We start from the raw sequence: 26,523 nt of genomic DNA on the forward strand, positions 1-26,523 counted from the left end.
CTTCTGCCGTTGGGTTCGGCATTTGCCTTTTAGGTGCGTTCCAGGTCGATGTCGATACCCAGGGAACGGATTTCCTTCACCAGCACGTTGAACGATTCCGGCATGCCGGCCTCGATCACGTGATCGCCCTTGACGAGGTTTTCGTACACTTTGGTACGGCCATTCACGTCGTCGGACTTCACGGTCAGCATTTCCTGCAGCACGTACGATGCGCCGTACGCTTCCAGTGCCCACACCTCCATCTCACCGAAGCGCTGGCCGCCGAACTGGGCTTTACCACCCAGCGGCTGCTGCGTCACCAGCGAGTACGGGCCGGTCGAGCGGGCGTGCATCTTGTCGTCGACCAGGTGGTGCAGTTTCAGCATGTGCATCACGCCCACGGTGACCTTGCGCTCGAATGCTTCGCCGGTACGGCCGTCGTACATCGTGACCTGGTTCTTGGACGGGGTCATGCCCAGCTTCGTGGCGATCTCGTCCGGATACGCCAGGTCCAGCATGCGGCGGATTTCCGATTCGTGCGCACCGTCGAACACCGGCGTGGCGAACGGCACACCCTTCTTCAGGTTGGCCGCCAGCTTCATGATCTCGTCGTCGGACAGCGAGGCGATGTCTTCCTTGGCGCCGGACTCGTTGTACACGGTCGTCAGGTACTTGCGCATCTCTTCGACCTTGATCTGCTGAGCCAGCATTTCGCCGATACGGATGCCCAGGCCCTTCGCTGCCCAGCCAAGGTGGGTCTCGAGGATCTGACCCACGTTCATACGCGACGGAACACCCAGCGGATTCAGCACCACGTCCGCCGGCGTACCGTCGGCCATGTACGGCATGTCTTCCACCGGCACGATACGCGAGACCACACCCTTGTTACCGTGGCGGCCCGCCATCTTGTCGCCCGACTGCAGGCGGCGCTTGACGGCCAGGTAGACCTTGACCATCTTCTGCACGCCAGGCTGCAGTTCATCGCCCTGCGTCAGCTTCTTGCGCTTCTCTTCGAAGGCCAGGTCGAACTGGTGGCGCTTCTCGTTGATCGATTCCTTGATCGCTTCCAGCGCGGTCGCCGCATCGTCGTCCGCCGGGCGGATGTCGAACCAGTGATACTTGTCCAGGTCGGCCAGGTATTCCTTGGTGATCGCGGCACCCTTCGCCAGCTTCTTCGGACCGCCATTGACGATCTTACCGATCAGCATCTTTTCCAGACGCTGGAAGGCATCGCCTTCCACGATACGCATCTGGTCGTTCAAGTCCAGGCGGTAGCGCTTCAGCTCGTCGTCGATGATCTGCTGGGCGCGCTTGTCGCGCGGGATGCCTTCGCGGGTGAACACCTGCACGTCGATCACGGTACCGACCATGCCCGATGGCACGCGCAGCGACGTGTCTTTCACGTCGGATGCTTTTTCGCCGAAGATCGCGCGCAGCAGCTTTTCTTCCGGCGTCAGTTGCGTTTCGCCCTTCGGCGTCACTTTACCGACCAGCGTGTCGCCGGCCTGCACTTCGGCGCCGATGTACACGATGCCCGATTCGTCCAGGCGGGCCAGCTGGTTTTCCGCCAGGTTCGAGATGTCGCGGGTGATTTCTTCCGCGCCCAGTTTCGTGTCGCGGGCCACCACGGACAGTTCTTCGATGTGGATCGAGGTGTAACGGTCGTCTTTCACGACGTTTTCCGAGATCAGGATCGAATCCTCGAAGTTCAGGCCGTTCCACGGCATGAAGGCCACGGTCATGTTCTGGCCCAGTGCCAGCTCGCCCAGGTCGGTCGATGCGCCGTCGGCGATCACGTCGCCCTTGGCCACGCGGTCGCCCACTTGCACGATCGGACGCTGGTTGATGTTGGTGTTCTGGTTGGAACGGGTGTACTTGATCAGGTTGTAGATGTCCACACCGACTTCGCCGGCTTGCGCCTCTTCGTCGTTGACGCGGATCACCACGCGGCCTGCATCGATATAGTCCACCACGCCGCCACGCAGCGCCTGCACGGTGGTGCCGGAGTCGACCGCAACGGTGCGTTCGATACCGGTACCAACCAGCGCCTTTTCAGGGCGCAGGCAAGGCACGGCCTGGCGCTGCATGTTGGCGCCCATCAGTGCACGGTTCGCGTCATCGTGTTCCAGGAACGGAATCAGCGAAGCTGCCACGGAAACGATCTGGCCCGGTGCCACGTCCATGTACTGGATGCGCTCAGGGGAAACCAGGATGGTTTCGCCGGCTTCACGGGCCGACACCAGTTCGTCGTCCAGCTGGCCTTCTTCATTGATGCGGGCGTTCGCCTGCGCAATGATGTAGCGGCCTTCTTCGATGGCGGACAGGTAATCGATCTTGTCGGTGACCTTGGAATTCTCGACCTTGCGGTACGGGGTTTCCAGGAAGCCGTATTCGTTCAGGCGGGCATACAGTGCCAGCGAGTTGATCAGGCCGATGTTCGGGCCTTCCGGCGTTTCGATCGGGCACACGCGGCCGTAGTGGGTCGGGTGCACGTCGCGCACCTCGAAGCCGGCGCGTTCGCGCGTCAGGCCGCCCGGGCCCAGTGCGGAAACACGGCGCTTGTGGGTGATCTCGGACAGCGGGTTGGTCTGGTCCATGAACTGGGACAGCTGCGACGAACCGAAGAATTCGCGGATCGCGGCCGAGATCGGCTTGCTGTTGATCAGGTCATGCGGCATCAGGTTGTCCGCTTCGGCCTGGCCGAGGCGTTCCTTGACGGCACGTTCCACGCGCACCAGGCCGGCGCGGAACTGGTTTTCGGCCAGTTCGCCCACGCAGCGCACGCGACGGTTACCCAGGTGATCGATATCGTCGACTTCGCCGCGGCCATTGCGCAGCTCGACGAGGATCTTGATCACGGCCAGCACGTCTTCGTTGGCCAGCGTCATCGCGCCGGTCAGTTCGTCACGGCCGATACGGCGGTTGAACTTCATGCGGCCGACGGCGGACAGGTCGTAGCGGTCGGCGCTGTAGAACAGGCCGTTGAACAGCGCTTCCACCGATTCTTCGGTCGGCGGTTCGCCAGGACGCATCATGCGGTAGATCGCCACGCGCGCGGCGTTCTGGTCGGCGGTGTCATCGATACGCAGCGTCTGCGAGATGTAGGCACCCTGGTCCAGGTCGTTGGTGTACAGCGTCTGGATGGCGCTGATGTTGGCGTCGCGCAGGCGGTTCAGCAGCTCTTCGGTCAGCTCGTCGTTGGCCGAGGCCACCACTTCGCCCGTTTCCGGATCGACGATGTTCTTGGCCAGCACGCGGCCCAGCAGGTAGTCTTCCGGCACGGAAATGTGCTGGATGCCGGCTGCTTCGATTTCACGCACGTGCTTGGCGTTGATGCGCTTGTCCTTCGTGACGATCGTCTTGCCATCCTTCGGATTGACGATGTCGAAGCGCGCGACTTCACCGCGCAGGCGTTCGGCCACGAACTCGAGTTCGCCGCCTTCCGAGCGCAGGTTGAAGTTGTCGAACACGAAGAAGTTCGCCAGGATCTGTTCCGGCGTCATGCCGATGGCCTTCAGCAGGATCGACACCGGCATCTTGCGGCGACGGTCGACGCGGAAGTACAGGATGTCCTTCGGGTCGAACTCGAAGTCCAGCCACGAACCGCGGTAAGGAATGATACGGGCCGAGAACAGCAGCTTGCCGGACGAGTGCGTCTTGCCGCGGTCGTGTTCGAAGAACACGCCCGGGGAACGGTGCAGCTGCGACACGATGACACGCTCGGTGCCGTTGATCACGAACGAACCGGTGGTCGTCATCAGGGGCAGTTCGCCCATGTAGACTTCCTGTTCCTTCATTTCCTTGACGACCGGCTTGGTCGGCGATTCCTTGTCCAGGATCACCAGGCGCACCTTGGCGCGCAGCGGGGAAGCGAAGGTCAGGCCACGGAGCTGGCACTCTTTCACGTCGAAGGCGGGGTCGCCCAGCACGTAGGAGAGGAACTCCAGGCGTGCAAAGCCGTTGTGCGAAACGATCGGGAAGATGGAAGTAAAGGCCGATTGCAGGCCTTCGTTCTTGCGGCTTGCCACCGGAGTGTGCTCTTGCAAGAAGTTTTCGTACGACTCGAGCTGGGTCGCCAGCAGGAACGGAACGTTGTGGACGTTGGCGCGCTTCGCGAATGATTTGCGGATGCGCTTCTTCTCAGTAAATGAGTAGTGCATGGACACTCCGTGAGTGACAGGAAAGGGTAGAAAATTCAGGTTTCGGCTTGTATGCTTGCAATCGGTGGAAACCGAACGGCACTCAGGCGAAACCTCAAGGCACTACCATCTCGTGTCGGGACTAGGTACTGGGACGAGGATGATGCTAAAAAGGTGCTGCTGAAACGGTCTTACTGAAACGATGTTGCTGAAACGGTCTTGCTGAAACGATGTTGCTGAAACGGTGTTGCTGAAACGATGTTGCTGAACTGATGTCGTTAAATACAGCAGGGACGACAAAGGAGCCAAAGCCGGCCCTCCCCCTTCAAGAGGGAGGGCCTGGGCTTTGGCTCGGGCGCTAAGTAATACCGGCGCCTATGATACTAAATTACTTCAGGTCGGCCTTGGCGCCAGCATCTTCCAGCTTCTTCTTGCCGGCTTCTGCGTCAGCTTTCGACAGGGCTTCTTTCACGGTCTTCGGTGCGCCGTCAACCACGTCCTTGGCTTCTTTCAGGCCCAGACCGGTGATTTCACGAACTGCCTTGATGACGCCGACTTTGTTCGCGCCGACTTCGGTCAGCACCAGGTTGAACTCGGTCTGCTCTTCAACAGCAGCAGCAGCAGCGCCGCCGCCAGCTGCCGGAGCTGCCATTGCAGCTGCCGACACGCCGAACTTCTCTTCGAATGCCTTGACCAGGTCGTTCAGGTCCATCACGGACATTTCGGACACTGCGTTCAGGATATCGTCTTTGCTAATTGCCATTTGAAACTCCTAATTGATTTGTATGCTACAGATTGATTACTTGACGAGAACGTGCGGCAATTAAGCTGCTGCGGTTTCTTCGGCCGCCGGAGCAGCTTCGGAACCTTCGCTCTTCTTGGCTGCCAGTGCAGCCAGACCACGTGCAAAGCCGGAAACCGGTGCCAGCATGACGCCCAACAGCTGCGAGATGAGGACTTCACGGCTCGGGATGCTCGCCAGTGCAGTCACGCCAGCCACGTCGAGCTGCTTGCCTGCATAGTTACCTGCCTTGACGACCAGCTTGTCGTTGGTTTTGGCGAAGTCGTTGATGACTTTCGCTGCTGCCACGGCATCATCCGAGATCGAGTAGATCAGCGGACCGGTCATTGCATCGGCCAGGTTGGCGAACTGCGTGCCTTCGACAGAGCGACGAGCCAGCGTGTTCTTCAGAACACGCAGGTACACGCCCTGGGCACGCGCGGTTGCACGGAGTTTCGTCAAGTGAGCAACCTGGATGCCACGGTACTCAGCCACGACGATCGTTTGCGCAGATGCTACTTTTGCGGAAACTTCGGCGACAACGGCCTTTTTGTCATTCAGATTGAGACCCACGGTCAATCTCCTTGTGAGATGCAGAAAAATTTCCGCATCGGTTTCGAACAACGGCGTCCGAGGTTAGGAGTCCAATGGACTGCAAAACTTGTTCGGGTACACCATCTGCGTTGGGAACGGGTATTACCCCGACTATTAACCCGGTGCCTGCCTGCTGCACTGAGCCCAACGGTCTTTGATTGCCTGGCGAACCCTTGCGGATCCGCCAGCCCAAAGATCTGCCTCTCGCCTGCTCAGTTACCCGGCAGGCACGAGGACTTAATACTTGACTTAAGCAGCCAGCGTGCCGTGATCGACACGGACGCCTGCGCCCATCGTCGACGACAGCGAGACCTTGCGCAGGTACACGCCTTTCGACGAGGCCGGCTTGGCCTTGTTCAGGGCTTCGATCAGGGCGACCAGGTTGGTCTTCAGATCGGCGTCGCTGAACGACTTGCGGCCGATGGTCGCGTGGATGATACCGGCCTTGTCGGTACGGTATTGCACTTGACCAGCTTTCGCGTTTTTCACGGCGGTAGCGACGTCAGGCGTCACGGTGCCGACTTTCGGGTTCGGCATCAGGCCGCGCGGGCCCAGGATCTGGCCCAGGGTACCGACGATACGCATGGTGTCCGGCGAAGCGATCACGATGTCGAACGGCATGTCGCCGGCCTTCACGCGTTCTGCCAGGTCTTCCATGCCGACCACGTCGGCGCCAGCTGCCTTGGCAGCTTCAGCCTTGTCGCCGGAAGCGAACACGGCCACGCGAACGGTCTTGCCGGTGCCTGCTGGCAGCACGACGGAGCCGCGCACGACCTGGTCCGACTTCTTCGGATCCACGCCCAGCTGGACGGACACGTCGATCGATTCATTGAACTTGGCGGTGGCCAGTTCCTTGATCAGCGATACGGCGTTGTCGAACGGGTACACTTTGGTGCGGTCAACTTTAGCCTTGATGGCTTGTGCGCGCTTGGACAGTTTTGCCATGATTAGAAGCCCTCAACGGTGATGCCCATCGAACGTGCCGAGCCAGCGATGGTGCGCACTGCGGCTTCCATGTCGGCGGCGGTCAGATCCGGGGTCTTCAGTTTTGCGATTTCTTCCGCTTGAGCGCGGGTCAGCGTGCCGACCTTGTCGGTGTGCGGCTTCGGAGAGCCTTTTTGCACGCCCGAGTGCTTCTTGATCAGGAAGGTTGCCGGCGGGGTCTTCATCACGAAGGTGAAGGACTTGTCCGCGAAGGCGGTGATCACCACCGGAATCGGCATGCCTGGTTCCATACCCTGGGTCTGCGCGTTGAACGCCTTGCAGAATTCCATGATGTTCAGACCGCGCTGACCCAGCGCCGGGCCGATCGGAGGAGACGGGTTTGCCTTACCAGCTGGCACTTGCAGCTTGATAAAGCCAATGATTTTCTTTGCCATGATGGCTATCCTATCGTTGGATTTGAGTGGTAGCGCCCCGCCGATACTGACTGGCAGGGCTCCTCGTACGGATTGAACGCTCCGTTAGGCGGGAGGCAGATCAGACCTTCTCGACCTGCCCGAATTCGAGTTCGACGGGGGTAGCGCGACCGAAGATGGTGACGGAGACGCGCACTTTGGACTTCTCGTAGTTGACTTCCTCGACGTTGCCGTTGAAGTCGGTGAACGGACCATCCTTGATGCGGACTTGCTCGCCCACTTCGTACAGCACTTTCGGCCGCGGCTTCTCGACGCCTTCCTGCATCTGCGTCATGATCTTTTCGATCTCGCGGGCCGGAATCGGCGTCGGCTTGTTCGACTTGCCGCCGATGAAGCCGGTAACCTTGGCGGTGTTCTTCACCAGGTGCCAGGTTTCGTCCGTCATTTCCATTTCCACCAGCACGTAGCCCGGGAAGAAACGGCGTTCGGTCACGGATTTCTGACCGTTCTTTACTTCGACAACTTCTTCAGTCGGCACCAGGATCTGGCCGAACTGGTCTTGCATGCCCGCGCGTTCGACACGCTCGGTCAGGGCACGCTGCACGCTTTTCTCCATGCCGGAATAAGCATGCACCACGTACCAGCGCTTGTTGCTGACCGGTACGCTGACAGGAGCAGCCGCGTCCTGCGCCGGCGCATCGCCTGGCACAGGAACGTCGGTTGCGTCGTCTTGCACGTTATCGCTCATTTAGTTTTTCCAGCCAAGAATCAAGTCGTACAACAGGAACTCAAGCAATTTATCCGTTCCCCAAAGGAACATCGCCATCACCACCACGAAAGCAAACACGATCAGCGTGATCTGCGTTGCTTCTTTGCGCGTAGGCCAGACGACTTTCTTGGTTTCGCGAACAGCTTCTTTCGAGAAATTGATGAAGTCACGGCCGGAAGTGGAGGTGTAGGCAATGCCGACGGAAATAAGCAAACCAACCACAAGCGCAGCTGCCCGCACCAGGGTTGGTTGACCTGCCAGGTAGAAGAACCCGACTACGCCTGCAATCGCTGCAACCACCGCGAGCACGACTTTCAGCTTGTCGCCGCTCGTGCCAACGGTTTGCACGGATTGATTAGACATTCGTTTTTACTTTCGGTGCCCTGCACCAGAATTCGGTGGCAGGGGCGGAGGGCATCGAACCCCCAACCTTCGGTTTTGGAGACCGACGCTCTGCCAATTGAGCTACGCCCCTACGTAAAACTTACAGTGGAATCCGTAATTCTAGCACCCAACGTTGTTGGGTGCCAGCATTACTTGGCGGACTCTTTACTACTAAACTGCTGATTAGCCCAGGATCTTGGCTACGACGCCGGCGCCGACGGTACGGCCGCCTTCACGGATTGCGAAACGCAGGCCTTCTTCCATGGCGATCGGGGAGATCAGCTTGACGGTGATCGACACGTTGTCGCCCGGCATGACCATCTCTTTGTCCGCTGGCAGCTCGATCGAGCCGGTCACGTCCGTCGTACGGAAGTAGAACTGAGGACGGTAGTTGTTGAAGAACGGGGTGTGACGGCCGCCTTCATCCTTCGACAGAACATAGATCTCGCCGGTGAAGTGGTTGTGCGGCTTGATCGAGCCCGGCTTGGCCAGAACCTGGCCACGCTGCACGTCTTCACGCTTGGTGCCGCGCAGCAGCAGGCCGACGTTGTCGCCAGCTTGACCCTGGTCCAGCAGCTTGCGGAACATTTCCACGCCGGTGCAGGTCGTCTTCACGGTGTCGATGATGCCGACGATTTCGATTTCTTCGCCGACCTTGATCACGCCACGCTCGACACGGCCGGTCACCACGGTACCGCGGCCGGAGATCGAGAACACGTCTTCCACAGGCATCAGGAAGGCGCCGTCCACAGCGCGCTCAGGCGTCGGGATGTAGGTGTCCAGTGCGTCCGCCAGGCGGATGATGCACTCTTCGCCCATTTCGCCCGGCTGGCCTTCCAGCGCCATACGTGCCGAACCTTTGATGATTGGCAGGTCGTCGCCAGGGAACTCGTACTTGGACAGCAGCTCGCGCACTTCCATTTCCACCAGTTCCAGCAGTTCCGCGTCGTCGACCAGGTCGCACTTGTTCAGGAACACGATGATGTAAGGCACGCCAACCTGACGGGCCAGCAGGATGTGTTCGCGGGTCTGCGGCATCGGGCCGTCAGCTGCGGAGCACACCAGGATCGCGCCGTCCATCTGGGCTGCGCCGGTGATCATGTTCTTGATGTAGTCGGCGTGGCCTGGGCAGTCAACGTGCGCGTAGTGACGGGCAGCGGTTTCGTACTCGACGTGCGCGGTGTTGATCGTGATGCCGCGTGCTTTTTCTTCCGGAGCAGCGTCGATCTGGTCGTAGGCTTTGGCTTCGCCGCCGAACTTCTTCGACAGCACGGTTGCGATTGCAGCGGTCAGGGTGGTCTTGCCATGGTCGACGTGACCGATGGTGCCAACGTTCACGTGCGGTTTAGTCCGCTCAAACTTACCTTTTGCCATTTTAGACTCCTAACAATTTTTAAGATATTGCTGGGCACGCGCCCGACTGTCAGATTGAATACTGATACTGCTGTCTGATGCTACTGCGCGATCGACTGGATTACCATCGATCGCGCAGTGAATTCTGGTGCCCTTTACGTGGATTGAACACGTGGCCTCTCCCTTACCAAGGGAGTGCTCTACCACTGAGCTAAAAGGGCTTTTTTACCACTTTGCAACGAAGACTGGAGCGGGTGAAGGGAATCGAACCCTCGTCTTAAGCTTGGAAGGCTTCAGCTCTACCATTGAGCTACACCCGCGAGGTTCCGTTTCACTACATTGCACTCAGCTTCCTTGCGAAAACTTGGTGGAGGGGACTGGATTCGAACCAGTGTACTCATAAGAGGGCAGATTTACAGTCTGCTGCCTTTAACCACTCGGCCACCCCTCCGCGAGGAACCGCAGAGTATGAAGCATAAAATCAAAACTGTCAACGTCTCGACACAAACACTTGGTATCGAGCAGCTAACTGCCTGCTTCGGGGCGAGATTGTAGCGGCTACCCCGTGGGAAATGCAAGTGTTGTTTTTACGTTGCATGCTTTGCTATAGAATCCGCAAGTCAGCCGTATGCCGGCCCACCCTGGAGCACCCTTTTTGACTCTCCTTCAGCGCCGCCTGCCGGCCAACCTCCTGCTGGCGGCCGCCTATGCCGCCCTGGGAGCCGCCGGTCTCGAACTGGCCCTGATGCCGGGCTTTGCCACCCCCTTCTTCCTTCCCGCCGGCCTGGCGCTGGCGGCACTCGTCAGCGGCGGAGCGCGCCTGCTGCCCGGCGTCGCACTGGGTACCCTGCTGCTGAACCTGCACGCATTGCCGAACGCGGCCGTGGTGTCGACAAGCACGCTGGCTGCCGCCGCGCTGGCGACCACCGCCGCCGCCACGCTGCAGGGCTATGCCGGGATGCACGCGTTCGCCCGCTGGGTGCACCCGGCCATCGGCGCCGGCCGCGATGTGCTGCGCTTCCTGGCCTTGCCGCCGGTGCTGGCCCTGATCAGCAGCACGCTGTCGCTGTGCGCGCTGGGGCTGCTCGGCGTCATCCCGGCGGACGAGGTGCTCGCCAGCTGGTTCATCTGGTGGGTAGGCGACGTGCTGGGTATCCTGCTGGGCGCGCCGCTGGCCTGGACCGTCGTTGGCCAGCCGCGCGCCTTGTGGTCGCGCCGGCGCTGGACCGTCGGCGGCCCGATGCTGGTGCTGGTGGCGCTGTTCCTGGTGATCTTCCTGCAGGTGCGCCGGTGGGAATCGCACCAGCAGATGCAACAGGTGCAGCTGAAGGCACAGCAGGCATCGGACCTGCTGCACGCCAAGCTGTCCGAGCACGAGCGCTACCTGTTCGCGATCGCCAATGCCATCAGCGGCAACAGCCGCCATATTCGTCCGGAAATCTTCCGCAATATCGCGCACGGCTACCAGGTGCGCCACCCGGAAATCCTGACGATGGGCTGGCTGGTGCCGGTGGCCGGCGCCGACCGCGACACCTTCGAAACGTGGGCCCGCAAGGTGGTCGACCCGACCTACGCGATCCGCGCGCCGGATGCCGACGGGACCTTGCGCCCGGCGCCGCAGCGCGACCGGTATGTCGTGGCCGCCTATGCCGAACCGCGCGGCAACCGCATCTACCTGGGGCTCGACATGCTGTCGGAGCCAGTGCGCGCCGCGGCCGTTCGGCAGGCGCTGGCCAGCGGTGAACCGACCGCCAGCGCTCCCCTGACACTGGTCCAGCCGGACCGGAACCAGGGCGTGGCGCTGATGCAGGCCGTGCCCTCGGGTGGCAGCGAGCCGCCGGGCGCCGTCATGCTGATCGCGCTCGAACCCAGTACTTACCTGGACAGCGTGATGCGCCAGGTCGGCTTTCCCCACCTGCTGGCCAGCCTGCGCGATGAAGCCACTGGCGCGATGCTGTCGCCGCCCCTCGTCGGTGCGGCGGATGAGCCCGCATACGAACAATTGCTGGGTTTCGGCGGCCGCCAGTACCGGCTGACACTGACGCCCACGGCGGCCTACCTGGCCAGCCAGCGCGGCTGGCAGAGCTGGTCCGTGCTGAGTGCGGGGTTGGTCCTGACCAGCCTGCTGGGCGGCCTGCTGCTGCTGACCAGCGGCGAACAGGCCTCGGTGCGCGCCCAGGTGGAGGCCAGCACGGCCCGGCTGCAGGAACGCGAGGCGCGGCTGCAGGCGATCCTGGAAAAGGCGGCGGACGCGATCCTGACCATTTCCACCGACGGCATGCTGACCAGCGCCAACGTGGCGGCCGGCCGGCTGTTCGGTTACTCGCCCGAGCTGATGGCCGGACTGCCGCTGGCACGGCTGCTGCCGGTCGGCGAAGGCGATACCCCGGTGGCCCTGCTGCGCCGTATCGCGACCGGCACCACGCGCGAGCACGAAGCCACCGGCTGGCGCAGCGATGGCGCCGCTTTCCCGCTGGCGGTATCGGTCAGCGAAGTGGAAGTCCCGGGCGGACACCTGTTCGTGGCGATCCTGCACGACCTGACCGAGCAGCGCCGCGCCCAGGAACGCATCCACCGGCTGGCCCACCACGATCCGCTGACGGGCCTGGAAAACCGCCTGTCGCTGAACCTGCGGCTGGAAGCTGCGCTGGCACGGGCGCGCCGGCAACGGCATACGGTGGCCGTGATGTTCCTCGACCTGGACCACTTCAAGAAAATCAACGATACGCACGGCCACCAGACAGGCGACCAGCTGTTGCTGGCGGTGGCGCAGCGGCTGCGCGACCTGCTGGGCCAGGTGGACACCATCGCCCGGCTCGGCGGCGACGAATTCATTGTCGTCACCGGCCATGTCACGCCGGACGAGGCTGGCCACATGGCGGCCAGTATCGTCGACATGCTGGCGCGGCCGTATCCGCTGCAGGCCCAGGCCGTGCACAGCGGCACCAGTGTCGGCATCGCGATGTACCCGGTGGATGGTGAAGATGCCAACACGCTGCTGCAGCATGCCGATACGGCGATGTACGCGGCGAAGAGCCGGGGCCGCGGCAATTTCCAGTTCTTCTCGCGCGACATGAATGCCGCCACGCACGAGCGCCTGCTGCTGGAAAGCCGCCTGTGGCAGGCGCTGGAACAGCGCGAATTCGAGCTGTACCTGCAGCCGCAGATCGACCTGCCGAGTGGTGCCGTGATCGGTGCCGAGGCCCTGCTGCGCTGGCACCATCCGGAACTGGGCACCGTGGGGCCGGACCGTTTCATTCCCATCGCCGAGGAATCCGGCCTGATCCTGCCGCTGGGCGAATGGGTGCTGCAGCGCGCGATCGGACTGCTCGGCCATTGGCAGACGGTCGGGCTGGGCCACTTGCGGCTGGCGGTCAACCTGTCCGCCCGGCAATGCCAAGGTCACGGCCTGCTGGCGCAGCTCGACGGCATGCTGGCGGACGCGGGCGTGGACCCGGCGCTGCTGGAGCTGGAAATCACGGAATCGGCGGCCATGCAGGACCCCGAACGCAGCCGTGCCTTGCTGCAGGCACTGCGGGCGCGGGGGATTCGCGTGGCGATCGACGATTTCGGCACCGGCTACTCGTCGCTGTCGTACCTGAAGCTGTTCGAACTGGACCGCATCAAGATCGACCGCGGTTTCGTCAAGGATATCGAGTCCGACCCGAACGATGCGGCCATCGTCAGCGCCACCATCAGCCTGGCGCACGCGCTGGGGCTGGAGGTGATCGCCGAGGGAGTGGAAACGATGGCGCAGGCGGATTTCCTGCGCGCCCACGACTGCGACGAGGCGCAGGGCTACCTGTTCGCGCGGCCTATGCCGCCCGGCCAGTTCGAGCGGGATACCTGCGCCACGCTGGATGGGCCACTGCGGGGACCGATGAGCGGACAAGCAAGCGTACAAACAAGCGGACAAGCAAGCGGGCCAGGGCGCGCCGCCGCCTGAGACGCAGGGACGCCGCCCGACGCGATTACGCGCGCTGCCGTACCGTAACGGTGCGGCGGCCGGGGCGCACGTTGTATTTTTTCAGCAGTTCTTCCTGCAGGCCGCCGAGCGCCGGCAGCCGGGCGTTGGCCGGGTCAAGGCGGCGCAGGTGCGCCACCAGTTCGATGCCCTTGGTGCCCAGCTTCTCGTCCCATCCCGTGCGTTCCAGGTATTTCAGCACGGCGACAGCGGCATTGAACACGACTTGCGGGTTGTCCGGCAGCTTGTGCACGGCATCGAGCAGCGTGTCGACCGCGCCGCGCAGGTCGCCGGCCTTGGCCTGCGCCGCGCCCTGCGCCACCATTTCCGCCACCGCGTGCCGGCTTTCTCGGGCCAGCCGGTTCGCCATGTCGCCCTTGCCCGACTGTTCCAGCAGGCGCATCGCCTTCGCCATCGGCGCGCCACCGCCGGCACTGGACATCACGTCGCGCATCACTTCGGAGGCCTGCTGTTCGCGCCCGGCCGCCAGGCAGGTACGCGCCAGCTCCAGTTTCATGCCGGCCGACAGGTGAGGCGCCAGCCGCACGCCGGCCAGCGCGCTGTCGAGCGCGGCGCCGAGGCGCGCCGTATCGCCGGTGGCTTCCAGCAGCATCGCCGTGGCGATCGCGGCGCACACCGGCGTGTTCTCGCGGTTCGCCAGCGAGCGCTCCATGTCGCGGATCACCAGTTCGGCCTGGGCCGCGTCGCCCTTTCTCAGCAGCGACTGGGCCAGCCTGGCGTGATCTTCCGGATCGCGGAATTCGGAAAACCGGGCACGCTGCAACACCTGCTTGAGTGCCCGTTCGGCCGAATCGGCGTCGCCCGCCTCCAGCGCCACCTCGCCCAGCCGGCGCAGCCGCCCGACGGCGTGCGGCGACAGCGTGGCGGCATCGGACAGCACGGCCTGCGCTTCGGCCAGCTGGCCGGCCTCCTCGTGAACCCGGGCCAGCCAGTCGTAGGCGGCCAGATAGCGCTCGTTATGGCCCAGCAGCTCGGCCAGCATGTCGCGCGCCTCGTCGATGCGGCCGCGCAGCGCCAGCGTCTTGGCCTGCCCGAGGCGCGCCCACGGCGCCTGGCGTTCCTGCCACACCAGGGCATACACGTGTTCGGCCTGCTCGGGTTCGCCCAGCAGCAAGTGGGTTTCCGCCCGCAGGCGCATGAAATCGGCCTTGTAGCGCGGCAGCGCCGCTTCCTGTTCCGCGCAGGCGGCGATCGCCGCGCGGTAATCGCCCGCGTCCAGCATGGCTTGCACGGGCAGCAAGGCGGCGCGCCGGTCCAGCGCCCGCTCGATGCGGGCCAGCAGGGTATCGGCCTTGAAAGGCTTCAGGATGTAATCGTCCGGCATCAGTTCGGCCACGCTGGTGACCTTGCTGCTCTGCCCTTCCGCCGTGACCATGAAGAACAGCGTGGCTGGCGCGATCAGTTCCTGCTGGCGCAGGTCTTCCAGCAACTGCTGGCCATCCTGGCCCCCTTCCAGCTCGTATTCACACAGGATCAGGTCGAACTGCCGCGCCGCCAGGACGCGCAGCGCGCCTTGCGCGTTGGTCGCCACGTCCACGCGGGCCAGGCCCAGGGTGGTCAGCATGTTCTGCAGGTTCGCCCGCATTCCGGAATGCGGCTCGATGAGCAGTGCGGCAAGGCCGGTCAGTTGCGCCATGGTGTGGTAAAAGCTCCGGTGTTCAAACAAGGGGTGCCCATGCGGACGCTGTCCGCGTAGACATTTTCTCAGTTTTCAATGGTATGCGTCAGCCCGGCCGGGCGTCGCGCGGGACGATGCGTTTAGGGAAGGCCGGATTCCTCGCAAATAGTGCTGGACGGCCGGCCAAGTGCTGACTGGCCTTGTGTTTATCAGCAGGGCTGCGGGGCACTGCGATTTTCCCGGCGTCATTCCATGGCATTTTCGGCTCGCAGTCTTTTCAGCGCCAAAGCCTGCTCGACATCAGGACCGTTCATCCCGCGCGAATCGCCATGAAGCCCGAGTCGTCACCGAGTTGAATGAAAATCCTGCCTTCTGCCTGATCATCTGTCACCATCAGGCTTCTCATTCTGCGCCCGCCAACCCGGCCTCCGACCAGACATGGTCAAAATCATCGCCCACGCCCCAGCCGACATCGCGCCCCAATTGGCGCACCCGATCCAGACGGGCGAGGAATGCGGTTTGCTGCACGGCGGGCAGCGCCGTGACGTATTTCAGCGCCTGCTCGAACATCCGCATCAACGCATCATAGAATCCTTCGTCGTCCATGCCGCAACGGGACAGGAAATCGAACACTTCTTCGCAATAGAACACCGTAAGTTCGGCCAGGCCGTTCGGCTGGCCCAGCGCCTTTCTGTAATCGCTGATCGCCTTCCTGGCTTTGCTGACCGAGATCGGGTTCCGATAGTCCGCTGGACTGATCCAGCGACTGATCACGTCCTTGTAAGGTTCCAGCGGGTCACCGCCCAGCCCGAAGCGCGTGTGCAAAAAAGCCTTGTTGTCCTTGCTGGCGGCGTACAAGTCTTGCACCAGCCCTAGCAGACCGGCTCGGTCGAAGTCGGCCAGCCTGGCTTTGATGTCAATCCAGCTGGGGGTGGCTTCGCTTGTCTTCTTCGCTGCCATCGCATTATTCCTTGTCATATCCGGGCCATGCCTTCAAACGCTGCCCTCTACATCGCTGCCGCGCGCTATCATCCGCGAATCCAGCTCGCGCCGCGTCTTTTCCAGCTCCTCGGCCAGCATCTTTTCATCGGGTAGCACAGTCTGGTATTCGGCGGCCAGCACCTTGTTGGGCAAGCCTTCGAGCGCGTAGTGGGCTTCATTGCTGCCTTTGCTGGCACACAGGATCAGGCCTACCGGTGGGTTCTCACCCGGTTTCATCCAGTGCTCGCGGGCATAGTTCAGGTACATGTGCATCTGGCCGGCATCGGCATGGCTGAACTTGCTGAACTTGCCGATCTTGAGATCGATGACCAGCAGGCACTTGAGGCGGCGATGAAAGAACAGCAGGTCGACGCGAAACCAGCTGTCGTTTAGGAGACGATTGCGCAGCCATTGTCCGGATATTTCCGGCTTGCGTAGATTCTCCAGACGGTGTCTGGAGAATTCGAATGGCGGACGATTTCGCAGGCAGTGCCTGCGAAATCCTGCTTGTGGGCCAGGCAAGGTGAAATGCACGCATTTGCCAGAGGTTCTGCCTGCTGAAGCCGCGGCCAAACCGGGTAGTCAGGTCCTCCGACAGACGTTCGATCAATGTTTCGCCGTACCCGGCCCTGTCCTTGCCGGCCTGTTCGAGCTCGACAATGCGACGTCCGATCTCCCAATAGCTGGCGGTCATCAGGGCATTGACGCTGCGTGCGGCCACGCGGCGGGCAGCCTCCAGCAGCGCGACAATGTCGGTGTGGACGGCGGCGTAGTTTTCAAATGGAGCCTGAGCCGGCGGGGCCGGCGTGATGCGGTCGGTCATGCCGGCACCTCGGTCACCAAGGCGTCGATCTCGCCCAGCAGGCGCATGACCTCTGCCTCATGGCTGCGCATGTCGACCTTGCCACCTGCCACGATGACGTGACCATTGGCGAAGCTGCGCTGTTCGCCAGTCACGCGCGGCGGCGCGCCCCAGCCTGTTTTCATCAGGCGGGGTGTGACGAACTCGCGGCAGGTATCCGCTTCGGTGGTCACGCCATTTCGCATTACCTCCCCCTTCATCGTTTCGCCTGTCAGTCGCCTTGTCGCAGCCTGCCACGGCAAGGCATTTGCAACGGCTTGGCGGAGAAAGATAAAAGGCGGCCGCGCTTTTATCTGCCACGCCGTTTACAAGTGGCCCGCCAGCCGGGTTAGCGGCGCGCGCAGCTGTTCGTGCCGGCCAGGTCGATGTTCTGGTAGCGGATCTCGTACCTGCCCGTGGCCAGCTGGTCGACCACGAACCGGTCCTGCGCCTGAACGAATACGTAGCGCACGTTGGAACGGCGCTCCAGGTCGAAGACCCGGATGAACACGGGGAAGGCGTTGTCGCTGTTGTCCAGCGTCAGCTGCATGTCCTGGCCCTTGCTCATCTGCGGGAATCCTTCCACGTAACCCGATTTCGTGGGCCAGGGCTCGCCGTTCGGCGCCACCAGCGCCGGCGTTTCGTTCTCGCAATCGCCCGCATAGCCGGGCAGGATCACCTGCGACAGCGCCACCACCTTGATCGGCGGCGGCTGCATGTCGCTGTCCGGCGAATAGGGGCGGGGCGCGGTCTCCCAGCCATCGCTCGCCACCTGGCCCTGCGCGGCACGCGGATACGTGGTCGCCTTGGCGGTGACCTCGCCCGCCGGCTTGGCTCCCCAGGCGGCAGCGACCACGCTCGACACCTGGCGCGGCTCCGCCACCGTCAGCACGCCGCCAAGCCAGCCGGCACCCAGGCAGCTCACCGCCGTCAGCCACCAGCGCCAGCTGGTCAGCAGGCGCTGGCGGCGGCGCACCGGCTGCACCCCGTCGGACCACGCGCCGACGGGCGCATCGGCCACCCGGTGCGGATCGTCCTGGCGCGTGCTGTCCACCAGTTCGATCTCGTATTCTTCCTGGGCGATCCACTCGTCGTGTTCCCTGCGCCGCTGCGGATCGGCCAGCGTGCCATAGGCGGTGTTGACGATCGCCATGATGCGCGCCGCGCGCTCGTCACCAGGGTTCTTGTCGGGATGGTATTTCTGGCTCAACGCCTTGTAGGCGGCACGTACGACTTCCGGTGGCGCACCGCGGGCCACTTTCAGGTTGTCATAATGTGTATGGATCTTTCCCATCGTTCCAATATTCTCAGCCGCGCGTCACGACGGGTTTCGCGCCAGGTCAACCATAATAGCCGAACTTATAACAATTTTTGCACAGTAACAGGGGATGAACGTGGCGCCGGCGCGCGCCGGCTACAGGCGGTAAGCGCGGTCGCTGGCCATCAGCACCGGTGGCAGCGCAACGTCCTTGCCCACCACCAGCACCTTGAACAGCTCGCCCATTTCCGCCGGCGACAGCAGCTTGTGCACCGCGTTCGACTGCGGCAGGTAGGCTTTCGTATCGGCCGGGTCGGTGCGCAGCAGCAGGTCGCCGATGCCGGCGCCCAGCAGGAACGTCGCCTGGTTCATGTAGGCCAGCACCTCGGCCCCTGCATCCTGCGCCGCCAGCGCCATCGCGGTGAAATCCACGTGCGCGGTAATGTCCTGCAAGCCGGGCAGGAAGAAGGGATCGGGATGCGCGTGATGGCGGTAATGGCACATCAGCGTGCCGGCCGAGCGGTCCGGATGATAGAACTCGTGGGCCGGAAAGCCGTAGTCGAGCAGGATCGCGGCACCGCGGCCCCTGGCCAGCAAGGCGCCCAGCGTGCCCATGAAGCCGCATGCGGTACCGTGCAATTCCGTCACGTAGCCTTCCGGCAGGGTGTCATGGTCCGGGATCTGCCGGGCGACCTGCTCCAGCAGCCCCGGCGCCGGCTCGGCGGCCACGTAGTCGAAGCGGCCGTCCGCCACCGTCACGCACTGCTCGCGCCAGCCATCGGCGGTTTTCGTGACCAGGTGCACGGGCATCGCATCCAGCACTTCATTGCCGAGCACCACGCCGTCGAACGCGTCGGGGAAGCCATCCAGCCAGACCACCTGCGGAAAATCGCGCAACGCTTCCTGCTGCCGCGCGCGCAGTTCGCCGGACAGTTCGACGATCGCATAGCGCTCCACCGCCACTCCCATGCTGGCCAGCTCGGTCAGCACGTCGCGCGCCAGTTTGCCGGTGCCGGCGCCGAATTCGAGGATGTTGGGTGCGCTTTGGGCGATAATGTCGGCGGCAACGCGCGCCAGCGCGGCGCCGAACAGCGGCGACATCTCCGGCGCGGTTGTAAAATCGCCGTCCTTGCCCAGCTTGGCCGCGCCACCGGTGTAATAGCCGAGGCGAGGCGCATACAGCGCCGTTTCCATGAAACTGGCAAAGGACAGCACGCCGTCGTGGCGCGCCACATCGGCAGCGATCTGCTGCTGCAGGGCTTGCGACGCGGCCAGCGCGTCCGGAGAAGGTGCGGGAAGAGACATGCCCCGCATTGTAGCGAATCGGGGATGGCTCCCCAACTTGACGATCTGACATGACGACAACACACCAAGCGAACAGCGAGCAGTCCGCCGCCGGCCACCATGGCGCGCCGGTGGCGCTGGTAACAGGTGCCGGCCGCCGGCTCGGCCGCGCCATTGCGCTGGCACTGGCGCGCGCCGGCTGGGACGTGGCCGTGCATTACCGCGCTTCCCGCGCCGATGCCGAGGAAGTCGCCCGCGAGATCGCCGCCATGGGCCGCCGCGCGGCACTGGTGCATGGCGAACTGGGCGACGAAGCAGCCGTGCGGCGCCTGCTGCCCGCCGCCGCCGACGCGCTGGGCCCGGTCACTTGCATCGTCAACAATGCTTCCCTGTTCGACTACGACAGCGCCACCGACTTCACCAGTGCCCGCCTGGATGCGCACATGCGCGCCAACGTGGCCGCGCCGGTGCTGCTGGCGCAGGCCTTGCACGCCCATGTGGCGGATGGTGCCCAGGGCGTGGTCGTCAACCTGCTGGACCAGAAGCTGTACAATCTCAATCCCGATTTCCTGTCGTACACGCTGTCGAAAGCGGCGCTGCACACCGCGACCACGGTGCTGGCCCAGGCGCTGGCGCCGAAGGTGCGCGTGGTCGGCGTGGCACCGGGCATCACCATGGTGTCCGGTGACCAGAGCGAGGCAGGATTCGCCAAGGCCCACACGCAAACGCCACTGGGACGCTCCAGCACTCCCGAAGACATCGCCGCGGCCGTGCTGTACGCGGCAACGGCGCGCGCGGTGACGGGCACCACGCTGCTGGTCGACGGTGGCCAGCACCTGCTGCCGCTGCCGCGCGACGTGATGTTTCTAGCCAAATAACTGCGTGCCCGATAACTGCGTGCCCAATATCGTCGCCCCAATAACTTCTCGCCGATCGCTTCTCGCCGAACTTCTCGCCGAACTTCTCGCCGAATCATTTTTTAAATAGCCACTATCGCCACCATGCTGTCCGCCCTCACCCACCCCCGCCTGCAGGATTGCCGCCGGCTGTTCCTGCGCAATTACGAAGTGCTGATCAATATCGGCGTCCACGAATTCGAGAAGAAGGGCGAGCAGCGCGTGCTGTTCAATGTCGACTTGTATATCCCGCTCGCGGTGTCGACGCCGCAGGCCGACGAACTGCATGAAGTGGTCGATTACGACTTCATGCGCGACACGATCGCCGCGCGCATGGCCGAGGGCCACGTGCACCTGCAGGAAACCCTGTGCGACGACCTGGTGAAGGCACTGCTGGCCCACCCGCGCGTGCGCGCCGTGCGCCTGTCCACCATGAAGCCGGACGTCTATCCCGATTGCGAAGGCGTCGGCGTCGAAGTATTCCACATCAAGGATGAAGCATGAACGCCGTCGTCGACAACGCCGCGGTAAAAGGTGCGGACAAGGGTGCGGACAAGGGCGCGGACAAGATCGCCTACGAGAACAACAAGCTGCACAAGCGCCTGTGCCGCCTGGTGGGCCAGGCGATCGGCGACTTCAACATGATCGAGGACGGCGACAAGGTGATGGTCTGCCTGTCCGGCGGCAAGGACAGCTACGCGCTGCTCGATATCCTGCTGACGCTGCGCGAGCGCGCACCGATCCACTTCGACATCGTCGCCGTCAACCTCGACCAGAAGCAGCCGAACTTCCCGGCCGAGGTGCTGCCCCGCTACCTGACGGAACTGGGCGTGCCGTTCCATATCGAAAACCAGGATACCTACTCGATCGTCACGCGCCTGATCCCGGAAGGCAAGACGACCTGCTCGCTGTGCTCGCGCCTGCGCCGCGGCATCCTGTACCGCGTGGCCGATGAACTGGGCTGCAACAAGATCGCGCTGGGCCATCACCGCGACGACATCCTGGAAACCTTCTTCCTCAACATGTTCTTCGGCGGGAAGCTGAAGGGCATGCCGGCCAAGCTGGTTTCCGACGACGGCAAGCACATGGTGATCCGTCCGCTGGCCTATGTGAAGGAAGAAGACACGGAGCGCTACGCCGCCGTGAAGGGCTTCCCGATCATTCCATGCGATTTGTGCGGCTCGCAGGAAAACCTGCAGCGCAAGCAGATCAAGGCGATGCTGCGCGACTGGGAAAAGAAAACCCCGGGCCGCGTGGAAAGCGTGTTCTCGGCCCTGTCCACCGTGGTGCCGTCGCACCTGATGGACCGCGGCCTGTTCGGCTTCACGGACCTGAAGACGGATGGCGTGGCCAACCCGCTGGGCGATATCGCGTTCGACGAAGAACCGTGCTCGACGCCGGCCACCGTGCCGGGGATCATTCCGCTGCAGCCGAAGTAATGGTCGAAAAATGGGGACGTCTCCTGACCCCGCTTAGTTAAGCGTTGCTCGACACATTGAAAGCGCATGCATTCACCCCAACAGCGAAGGGCTGGGGTCAGACCCGGCGGGTCTGACCCCAGAATTTGCACTTGGGGTGGGCTTAACTTAACGGCATCCGGTTCCGTCCCTGTCTTTGCTGCGTTCGATTATTGCCGTACCGGCTTCAGAACTTCCGGTCCGTGCGATACACCGGATACAGGTTGAACCGCTCGTCCCACGATGCATGCCGCCTGGCGAAGAAGTCCAGCCGGGCACGCGAGCTTTTCGCGAAGTCCGGATCGTTGTCCAGCCTTTCCTTGAACGCGGCGGCCACGGCCGGGTCCTTCAGCTGTTCGCGCGCCACCTCTTCGGCCACGTACTCTTCCATGTACTCCTTGCGCTCGAAGGCGGCAGTGAACATGCCCCACGCCAGCAGCGAATCGGCGCCCTGCGGTTCCAGCATCGTCATCACCAGGCGCGCCTTCGGCTGCGCGATCGGCACGAACAGCGCTCCGGCGCCCACCTCGCGCGCTTCGGTGTTCCACGCCCCTTCCACCGCCAGCATCTGGTGTCCCTCGAACGATTGGGGCGTCAGCTTCGTCTTCGTTGCGCGGAACGCTTCCACTTCCACCTTGCCCGGCGCGGCGGCCAGCACCTTGAATGCCACGCCGTGCTGTTTCAGCTTGGCGCCCACGGCGCCGGCCTGCGCCGCCGGCACCAGGTAGCCGCCGGCCGGCGCCTTGATCGTGAAGTCGGGCACGATCTCGTCGCGCAGCGGCACCTTCCACAGCTGCGGCTTCGTCTCGTCGTATTGCGTCCAGATACCGCCGGAGACATCGGACGGCACGCGCTTGAATTCATAACCGCGGAAGTCGATCGTCCGCACCTTGTCGGTGGTCCGGTAGCTGAGCGGGAAGTCCTGCCCTCCCAGCGCGGTGGCGCGCGCATCGGCGGCCAGCGCGGCCTGGCGCCACGCGGTGCCATGCTTCGCCACCTGGTTCATCACCGACACGATCGTGTTGTACGTGATCTTCACGCGCGTGGGGTAATCCTTCCACGAGTGCGTTTCGACCAGCATGCCGAAGCGGTTGCGCAGGTAGAAGTAGCCGGTCGAGAAACGCGCCCCGGACATTTCGTCGACGAAGCCCGATTGCGGTTCATCCGTCCTGGCAAACGAAATATAGAAGTGCTTCGGATCGGAACCCTGCTGGCGCAGGTCGGCAATCACATTGTCGCGCAGCGCCGTGCCGGCCTCGCGCAATGCCGCATCGCCGCCGTGCACGGGTTCCACCTGGATCGACACGTCCGGCTCGAACTTCGCGCCATCGGTCACGTGCAGGTCGATGTAGGCCAGCGGGTCCCACTGGTTCACCAGCGCCAGCATCGCCTGCATCTCGGGCGCGTCGGCCTTCAGGTAGTCGCGGTTCAGGTTGTAGTTCTGCGCGGTCACGCGCCAGCCCATCTCCACCGGCCCGCGCTGGTTCGGCCGGTTGTTGGGGCCGAAGCGCTCGTGGCCGTCCACGTTGAAGACGGGAACGAACAGCAGCACCTGCCTGTCGAGCGCGGCGCCGGCGAGCTTGCCGTCGAGTGCATGGCGCACCGCCAGGAAGCCGGCATCCTTGCCGTCGATCTCGCCCGCATGGATACCGCCCTGCACCAGCAGCACGGGAATGTTCTTCTTCTTCGCCGCGTCGGCGGTGAGCGCCCCGCTCTTCGACACGGCCAGCGCCAGCATCGGCCGCCCCTCCGGCGTGCGGCCGAATTCAAGGCATCGCACCGCCTTCGGATACGCCTTCTGGAAGTCCGCGCACAACTCGATCACTTCGTCGTAGCGCCCGGTGGCCTGGAAGCCGGAGCGTTCCGACACGGTGGTGAGATCGGGTGCGGCATGGGCAAGCGGCAAGGCGGCGAGCAAGGCAAGCGACAGTGCGGTGCGAATCATCTACAGGGCTCCGGTGAGGGTCGGATCGACCAATGAAGAAAAGCGGAACGCGGCACGGATCGCGTGCCGGTCCCGCCACGGCCGGAGCATTATAGACTTACGGCTCGCCACCCACACCGGCCCTCGCTTTCCTAGGAGCCGAAGTGATAATTCAGTTCGATCCAGCCGGTGCGGCCCACCGGGCTGTAGCTGCCGACCGGGTAGTTCGGCCAGCCGGCGGTGGTGTCGGACTTGATCCTGTTGGCCACGTTGTTGACGATCAGCGAAACGGTCAGGCGGTCCGTCACGCGGTACACGGCGCTGACGTTGACGAGCGTGGTCGGTGACAGGTAATCGGTCCACGCGGCGTTGGGGATCTTGCCGTAGCGGGTGGCGAACACCGTGGTGGCCCACGGCCCCACGTTCCAGTTCACACTGGCGGTCAGCTTGTCCGGCCAGTCCGCGCTTTCAAACGAATGCAGCTCGTCGCTGACCGGGTCGCCGGCGAACTGCCGCGAGCGGCGCGTCACCGTTTTCGAGTAGTTGCCCCGCACCGTGAACACGCCATGCGCGGCGGTACGCAGCGCATATTTCGCGCTGACGTCGAAGCCGCTGCTGCCCAGCTGCGCGGCGTTGATCGGATTCACGCGGATCTCGCGGATCTCACCTGGGCGCACCAGCGAATCGGCGGGATAGCGCGTGATGCGGGCCAGCGCATCGACACAGCTCGGGATGTTGATGTCCGCCGCGCCCAGCCGGCATGCCGCCTCGTCGCGCAGCAGGCGGTCCGCCGACAGGTTCGTCACCAGGTCGTCGATGCGGATGTTCCAGTAGTCGGCCGACGCGTCGAACGCCGAGCTGGGCGACCAGACGATGCCGGCGCCATACGAACGGCCCCGCTCCGGCTTGAGGTCGCGGCTGCCGTTCTGCACGTAGTCCGCGCCGGGCGACACGTTGGCGTAGTCGCAGGTATCGAGCGGCTGGCCGGCCAGGCCGCAGCGGTAGTAATCCGTGGTGGACGAGTAATAGCCGGTGCCGCGCGCCTTGTAGATGTAGTTCATGTCCGGCGCGCGGAAGCTGGTGGCGCGGTTCGCGCGCAGCAGCAGCTCCTTTGCCGGCCGCCATTCGAGCCCGCTGGCATAGGTGGACTTGCCGCTGGTGCGCCCGGCGAACTTGTAGCGGTCGTAGCGGCCGGCCAGCGTGGCATTCAGGGTCTTCAGGACGGGGACATTTACTTCGGCGCCGGCCGCGTAGCGGGTGCGCGTTCCCTCCGTCACGTCGCTGCGCGTGGTGACGTTGAAGTAGCCTTCGTTGATGCGCGGATCGGGCACGTTCGAGAAGCCCTGCCGCCCCGCTTCGGCGACGACGGCCAGCTGCAGCGGCCCGGCCGGCAGCTCGTACAGCGTACCGTTCAGGGTGGCCGACAGCGTATTGGTCCACGACTCGTCCTCGCTGTGCGACAGGCCCTTGATGACGCCGAATTCGACCGGCGTCAATGGCGTGGCGAGCCGCGCCGGGTCGGGCGTGTAGATCGCCACGCCATCCTCGTCGGTCCCCAGGCGCGGGCCGAGGAAAAAGCCGTCGATGTTGGCAAGCGCGCGCGGCACGTGGTTCTCGCTCTTGTACCAGGAGGCGCTGTAGCCCGCCTCGTACTTCCAGCCGGTTCCGGGAATGCGCCCCCGCGCCCCCACCGACGCGGCCAGCGCGCGGTCGGTCCAGGCACGGTTGAACTGCTCCACGCCGCCCATTTCCTCGGGCGAGATGTAGCGCGTCCACGCTTCGTAGTTGCCGGTGTTCCGGTTCAGGAAGTAGCCGCTGGCGGTCGATTGCGACGTCCACGACAGGCCGCGCGTGTTGTTCTGGGTGCCGTTATGGCCGGCCAGCACGTCGGCGAACAGCGTGGTGTCCTCGCTCAGTGCATAGGTGGCGCTGCCGTAGGCATTCTTGCTGAGGTTCCTGGTCTGCACGGTCCAGTACGTGGGCCCCACTTTCGGACTCGCGCAGTACGCTCCGGTACGCGCGGCATAGCGCACGACACTGCCGTCGAACAGGCCGCCGATCGCATCGCAGGTGCCACCCGGGTCCACGTAGCGGCCGGCGCTGACATTGCGCCGCGACAGCACGTTGGTCGGCGTGCCATCCCGGGTGGCCATGAAGTCGCGCTGGTAGGCGGCCAGCGGCTGGCGCTCGCTGACCTCGAATGCGAACACGGTATCGAGCTTGCCGAACTGCTGCCCGCCGGTGAACTGCACGCGCCGGTCGGCGCCGCCGCCGCGCGTGGTGCCGCCAGCCTTGAGGTTGGCGTCGAAGCCGCTGTGCTGCTTTTTCAGGATGATGTTGACGACACCGGCGATCGCATCGGAGCCGTAGATCGCCGAAGCGCCACCGGACAGGATCTCGATCCTTTCCACGACGGTGGATGGAATGTTGGCCAGGTTGGTGAAGTTGACGGTGCCTTCGTAGGCGATCGGGAAATCGGCAAGCCGGCGTCCGTTCAGCAGGACCAGCGTGTGGTTCGGGCCCAGCCCGCGCAGGCTGATCGTATTGGCCGATGGCGTGAAGGTGTTGCCGAAATCGGCGCCCTGCACGAAACCGCTGTTCTGCACCTGGTTGTTCAGCGCATCGAATACGTTCCGGTAGCCCTGGCGGGTGATGTCCTCGGCGGTGATTACGGTGACGGCCGATGGGCCTTCGATGCTGGTGCGCGGAATGCGCGAACCCGTGATGACGACGGAGGGCGCCGCCCCTTCGGGCGGCGTGTCAGCCTGCCCCTGCGCCAGCAGGGGCATACCGCAGAATGGGGAACATACTGCGACTGCAATCAGATTTTTGGTCTTCATACTCGGCATGGTTGGTCCTTGTGGGAACCAGATCATACGAAGCGTGTTGCCTTTTTTGAACGAAGCCTTTCGTGATTGCTTA

The 26,523-nt window shown here is 63.6% G+C and carries 19 protein-coding genes, 4 tRNA genes and 2 pseudogenes; 4 read left to right on the top strand and 21 right to left on the bottom strand.

All coding sequences use genetic code 11. The annotated features are described in order from the left end of the window. Window positions 1-29: 29 nt before the first annotated feature. The 12 genes from rpoB to EYF70_RS27090 all read right to left on the bottom strand — a co-directional run bounded on the left by rpoB (window position 30) and on the right by EYF70_RS27090 (window position 9,808). Window positions 30-4,139, bottom strand: a complete 4,110-nt coding sequence (gene rpoB, locus EYF70_RS27035; RefSeq protein ID WP_131148134.1) for a DNA-directed RNA polymerase subunit beta — start codon at window positions 4,137-4,139, stop codon at window positions 30-32. Between the two features lie 367 nt (window positions 4,140-4,506). Continuing rightward, complete coding sequence (gene rplL, locus EYF70_RS27040; protein WP_130186596.1) at window positions 4,507-4,881, bottom strand: 50S ribosomal protein L7/L12; 375 nt, start codon at window positions 4,879-4,881, stop codon at window positions 4,507-4,509. A 60-nt stretch (window positions 4,882-4,941) separates the two neighbouring features. After that, window positions 4,942-5,472, bottom strand: coding sequence for a 50S ribosomal protein L10 (gene rplJ / locus EYF70_RS27045; RefSeq protein ID WP_131149375.1), 531 nt, complete (start codon window positions 5,470-5,472; stop codon window positions 4,942-4,944). Window positions 5,473-5,742: 270 nt separating this feature from the next. Continuing rightward, the gene (rplA, locus tag EYF70_RS27050; RefSeq protein WP_130186597.1) at window positions 5,743-6,438 is read right to left on the bottom strand and encodes a 50S ribosomal protein L1; all 696 of its coding nucleotides are present in this window, start codon (window positions 6,436-6,438) and stop codon (window positions 5,743-5,745) included. A 2-nt stretch (window positions 6,439-6,440) separates the two neighbouring features. Further along, on the bottom strand, window positions 6,441-6,872 hold the full coding sequence (rplK, locus tag EYF70_RS27055) for a 50S ribosomal protein L11 (RefSeq protein ID WP_131148135.1): 432 nt from the start codon (window positions 6,870-6,872) through the stop codon (window positions 6,441-6,443). Between the two features lie 100 nt (window positions 6,873-6,972). After that, complete coding sequence (gene nusG, locus EYF70_RS27060) at window positions 6,973-7,599, bottom strand: transcription termination/antitermination protein NusG (protein WP_131148136.1); 627 nt, start codon at window positions 7,597-7,599, stop codon at window positions 6,973-6,975. Continuing rightward, window positions 7,600-7,983 (bottom strand): preprotein translocase subunit SecE, encoded by a 384-nt coding sequence (gene secE / locus EYF70_RS27065; RefSeq protein ID WP_131148137.1) that lies wholly within the window; start codon window positions 7,981-7,983, stop codon window positions 7,600-7,602. Window positions 7,984-8,019: 36 nt separating this feature from the next. Then, a tRNA-Trp gene (locus tag EYF70_RS27070) sits at window positions 8,020-8,095 on the bottom strand. A 92-nt stretch (window positions 8,096-8,187) separates the two neighbouring features. Beyond that, complete coding sequence (gene tuf / locus EYF70_RS27075; protein ID WP_130186564.1) at window positions 8,188-9,378, bottom strand: elongation factor Tu; 1,191 nt, start codon at window positions 9,376-9,378, stop codon at window positions 8,188-8,190. 125 nt (window positions 9,379-9,503) lie between these two features. Continuing rightward, window positions 9,504-9,578 (bottom strand) — tRNA-Thr (locus EYF70_RS27080). A 25-nt stretch (window positions 9,579-9,603) separates the two neighbouring features. Continuing rightward, a tRNA-Gly gene (locus tag EYF70_RS27085) sits at window positions 9,604-9,677 on the bottom strand. 45 nt (window positions 9,678-9,722) lie between these two features. Next, window positions 9,723-9,808: transfer RNA gene (locus tag EYF70_RS27090), tRNA-Tyr, on the bottom strand. Window positions 9,809-10,012: 204 nt separating this feature from the next. On the opposite strand from EYF70_RS27090, the gene EYF70_RS27095 reads away from it, so the two are divergent. Beyond that, complete coding sequence (locus tag EYF70_RS27095) at window positions 10,013-13,303, top strand: EAL domain-containing protein (RefSeq protein WP_229420582.1); 3,291 nt, start codon at window positions 10,013-10,015, stop codon at window positions 13,301-13,303. Between the two features lie 25 nt (window positions 13,304-13,328). Here the strand turns inward: EYF70_RS27095 and EYF70_RS27100 are convergent, their stop codons facing one another. The 7 genes and pseudogenes from EYF70_RS27100 to EYF70_RS27125 all read right to left on the bottom strand — a co-directional run bounded on the left by EYF70_RS27100 (window position 13,329) and on the right by EYF70_RS27125 (window position 19,345). Next, window positions 13,329-14,978, bottom strand: a complete 1,650-nt coding sequence (locus EYF70_RS27100; protein WP_131148139.1) for a tetratricopeptide repeat-containing response regulator — start codon at window positions 14,976-14,978, stop codon at window positions 13,329-13,331. Window positions 14,979-15,362: 384 nt separating this feature from the next. Next, window positions 15,363-15,920 carry a hypothetical protein gene (locus EYF70_RS31275; RefSeq protein ID WP_174800434.1) on the bottom strand — a complete coding sequence of 186 codons (558 nt, stop codon included), beginning with the start codon at window positions 15,918-15,920 and terminating at the stop codon, window positions 15,363-15,365. A 33-nt stretch (window positions 15,921-15,953) separates the two neighbouring features. Next, a complete protein-coding gene (locus tag EYF70_RS31960; protein WP_307722086.1) occupies window positions 15,954-16,475 on the bottom strand; it encodes a PDDEXK nuclease domain-containing protein in 522 nt (173 codons plus the stop codon). Window positions 16,476-16,479: 4 nt separating this feature from the next. After that, window positions 16,480-16,764 (bottom strand): annotated as a pseudogene (locus EYF70_RS31965) (DUF1016 N-terminal domain-containing protein); the annotation flags it as partial. A 74-nt stretch (window positions 16,765-16,838) separates the two neighbouring features. Further along, a pseudogene (locus EYF70_RS32035) lies at window positions 16,839-16,988 on the bottom strand (type I restriction endonuclease subunit R); the annotation flags it as partial. A 143-nt stretch (window positions 16,989-17,131) separates the two neighbouring features. Then, a complete protein-coding gene (locus tag EYF70_RS27120) occupies window positions 17,132-18,076 on the bottom strand; it encodes a J domain-containing protein (protein WP_131148140.1) in 945 nt (314 codons plus the stop codon). Window positions 18,077-18,196: 120 nt separating this feature from the next. Beyond that, a complete protein-coding gene (locus EYF70_RS27125; protein WP_131148141.1) occupies window positions 18,197-19,345 on the bottom strand; it encodes a class I SAM-dependent methyltransferase in 1,149 nt (382 codons plus the stop codon). Window positions 19,346-19,395: 50 nt separating this feature from the next. Here EYF70_RS27125 and EYF70_RS27130 point away from each other — a divergent pair, with 50 nt between their 5' ends. The 3 genes from EYF70_RS27130 to ttcA all read left to right on the top strand — a co-directional run bounded on the left by EYF70_RS27130 (window position 19,396) and on the right by ttcA (window position 21,659). Beyond that, on the top strand, window positions 19,396-20,202 hold the full coding sequence (locus EYF70_RS27130) for an SDR family oxidoreductase (protein WP_131148142.1): 807 nt from the start codon (window positions 19,396-19,398) through the stop codon (window positions 20,200-20,202). A 123-nt stretch (window positions 20,203-20,325) separates the two neighbouring features. Next, entirely contained in the window at window positions 20,326-20,724 is a 399-nt protein-coding gene (locus EYF70_RS27135) for a dihydroneopterin aldolase (protein ID WP_131148143.1), read from the top strand. Further along, window positions 20,721-21,659: a tRNA 2-thiocytidine(32) synthetase TtcA gene (gene ttcA / locus EYF70_RS27140; RefSeq protein ID WP_131148144.1), complete on the top strand. Its 939-nt coding sequence runs from the start codon at window positions 20,721-20,723 to the stop codon at window positions 21,657-21,659. Before EYF70_RS27135 ends, ttcA begins: the two co-directional genes overlap by 4 nt. 205 nt (window positions 21,660-21,864) lie before the next feature. On the opposite strand, the gene EYF70_RS27145 is transcribed toward ttcA, so the two are convergent. Continuing rightward, window positions 21,865-23,622, bottom strand: coding sequence for a M14 family metallopeptidase (locus tag EYF70_RS27145; RefSeq protein ID WP_131148145.1), 1,758 nt, complete (start codon window positions 23,620-23,622; stop codon window positions 21,865-21,867). A gap of 131 nt (window positions 23,623-23,753) precedes the next feature. Further along, complete coding sequence (locus EYF70_RS27150; RefSeq protein WP_229420584.1) at window positions 23,754-26,390, bottom strand: TonB-dependent receptor plug domain-containing protein; 2,637 nt, start codon at window positions 26,388-26,390, stop codon at window positions 23,754-23,756. Between the last annotated feature and the right edge of the window lie 133 nt (window positions 26,391-26,523).

Source organism: Pseudoduganella albidiflava (assembly GCF_004322755.1).
GTDB lineage: Bacteria > Pseudomonadota > Gammaproteobacteria > Burkholderiales > Burkholderiaceae_D > Rugamonas > Rugamonas albidiflava.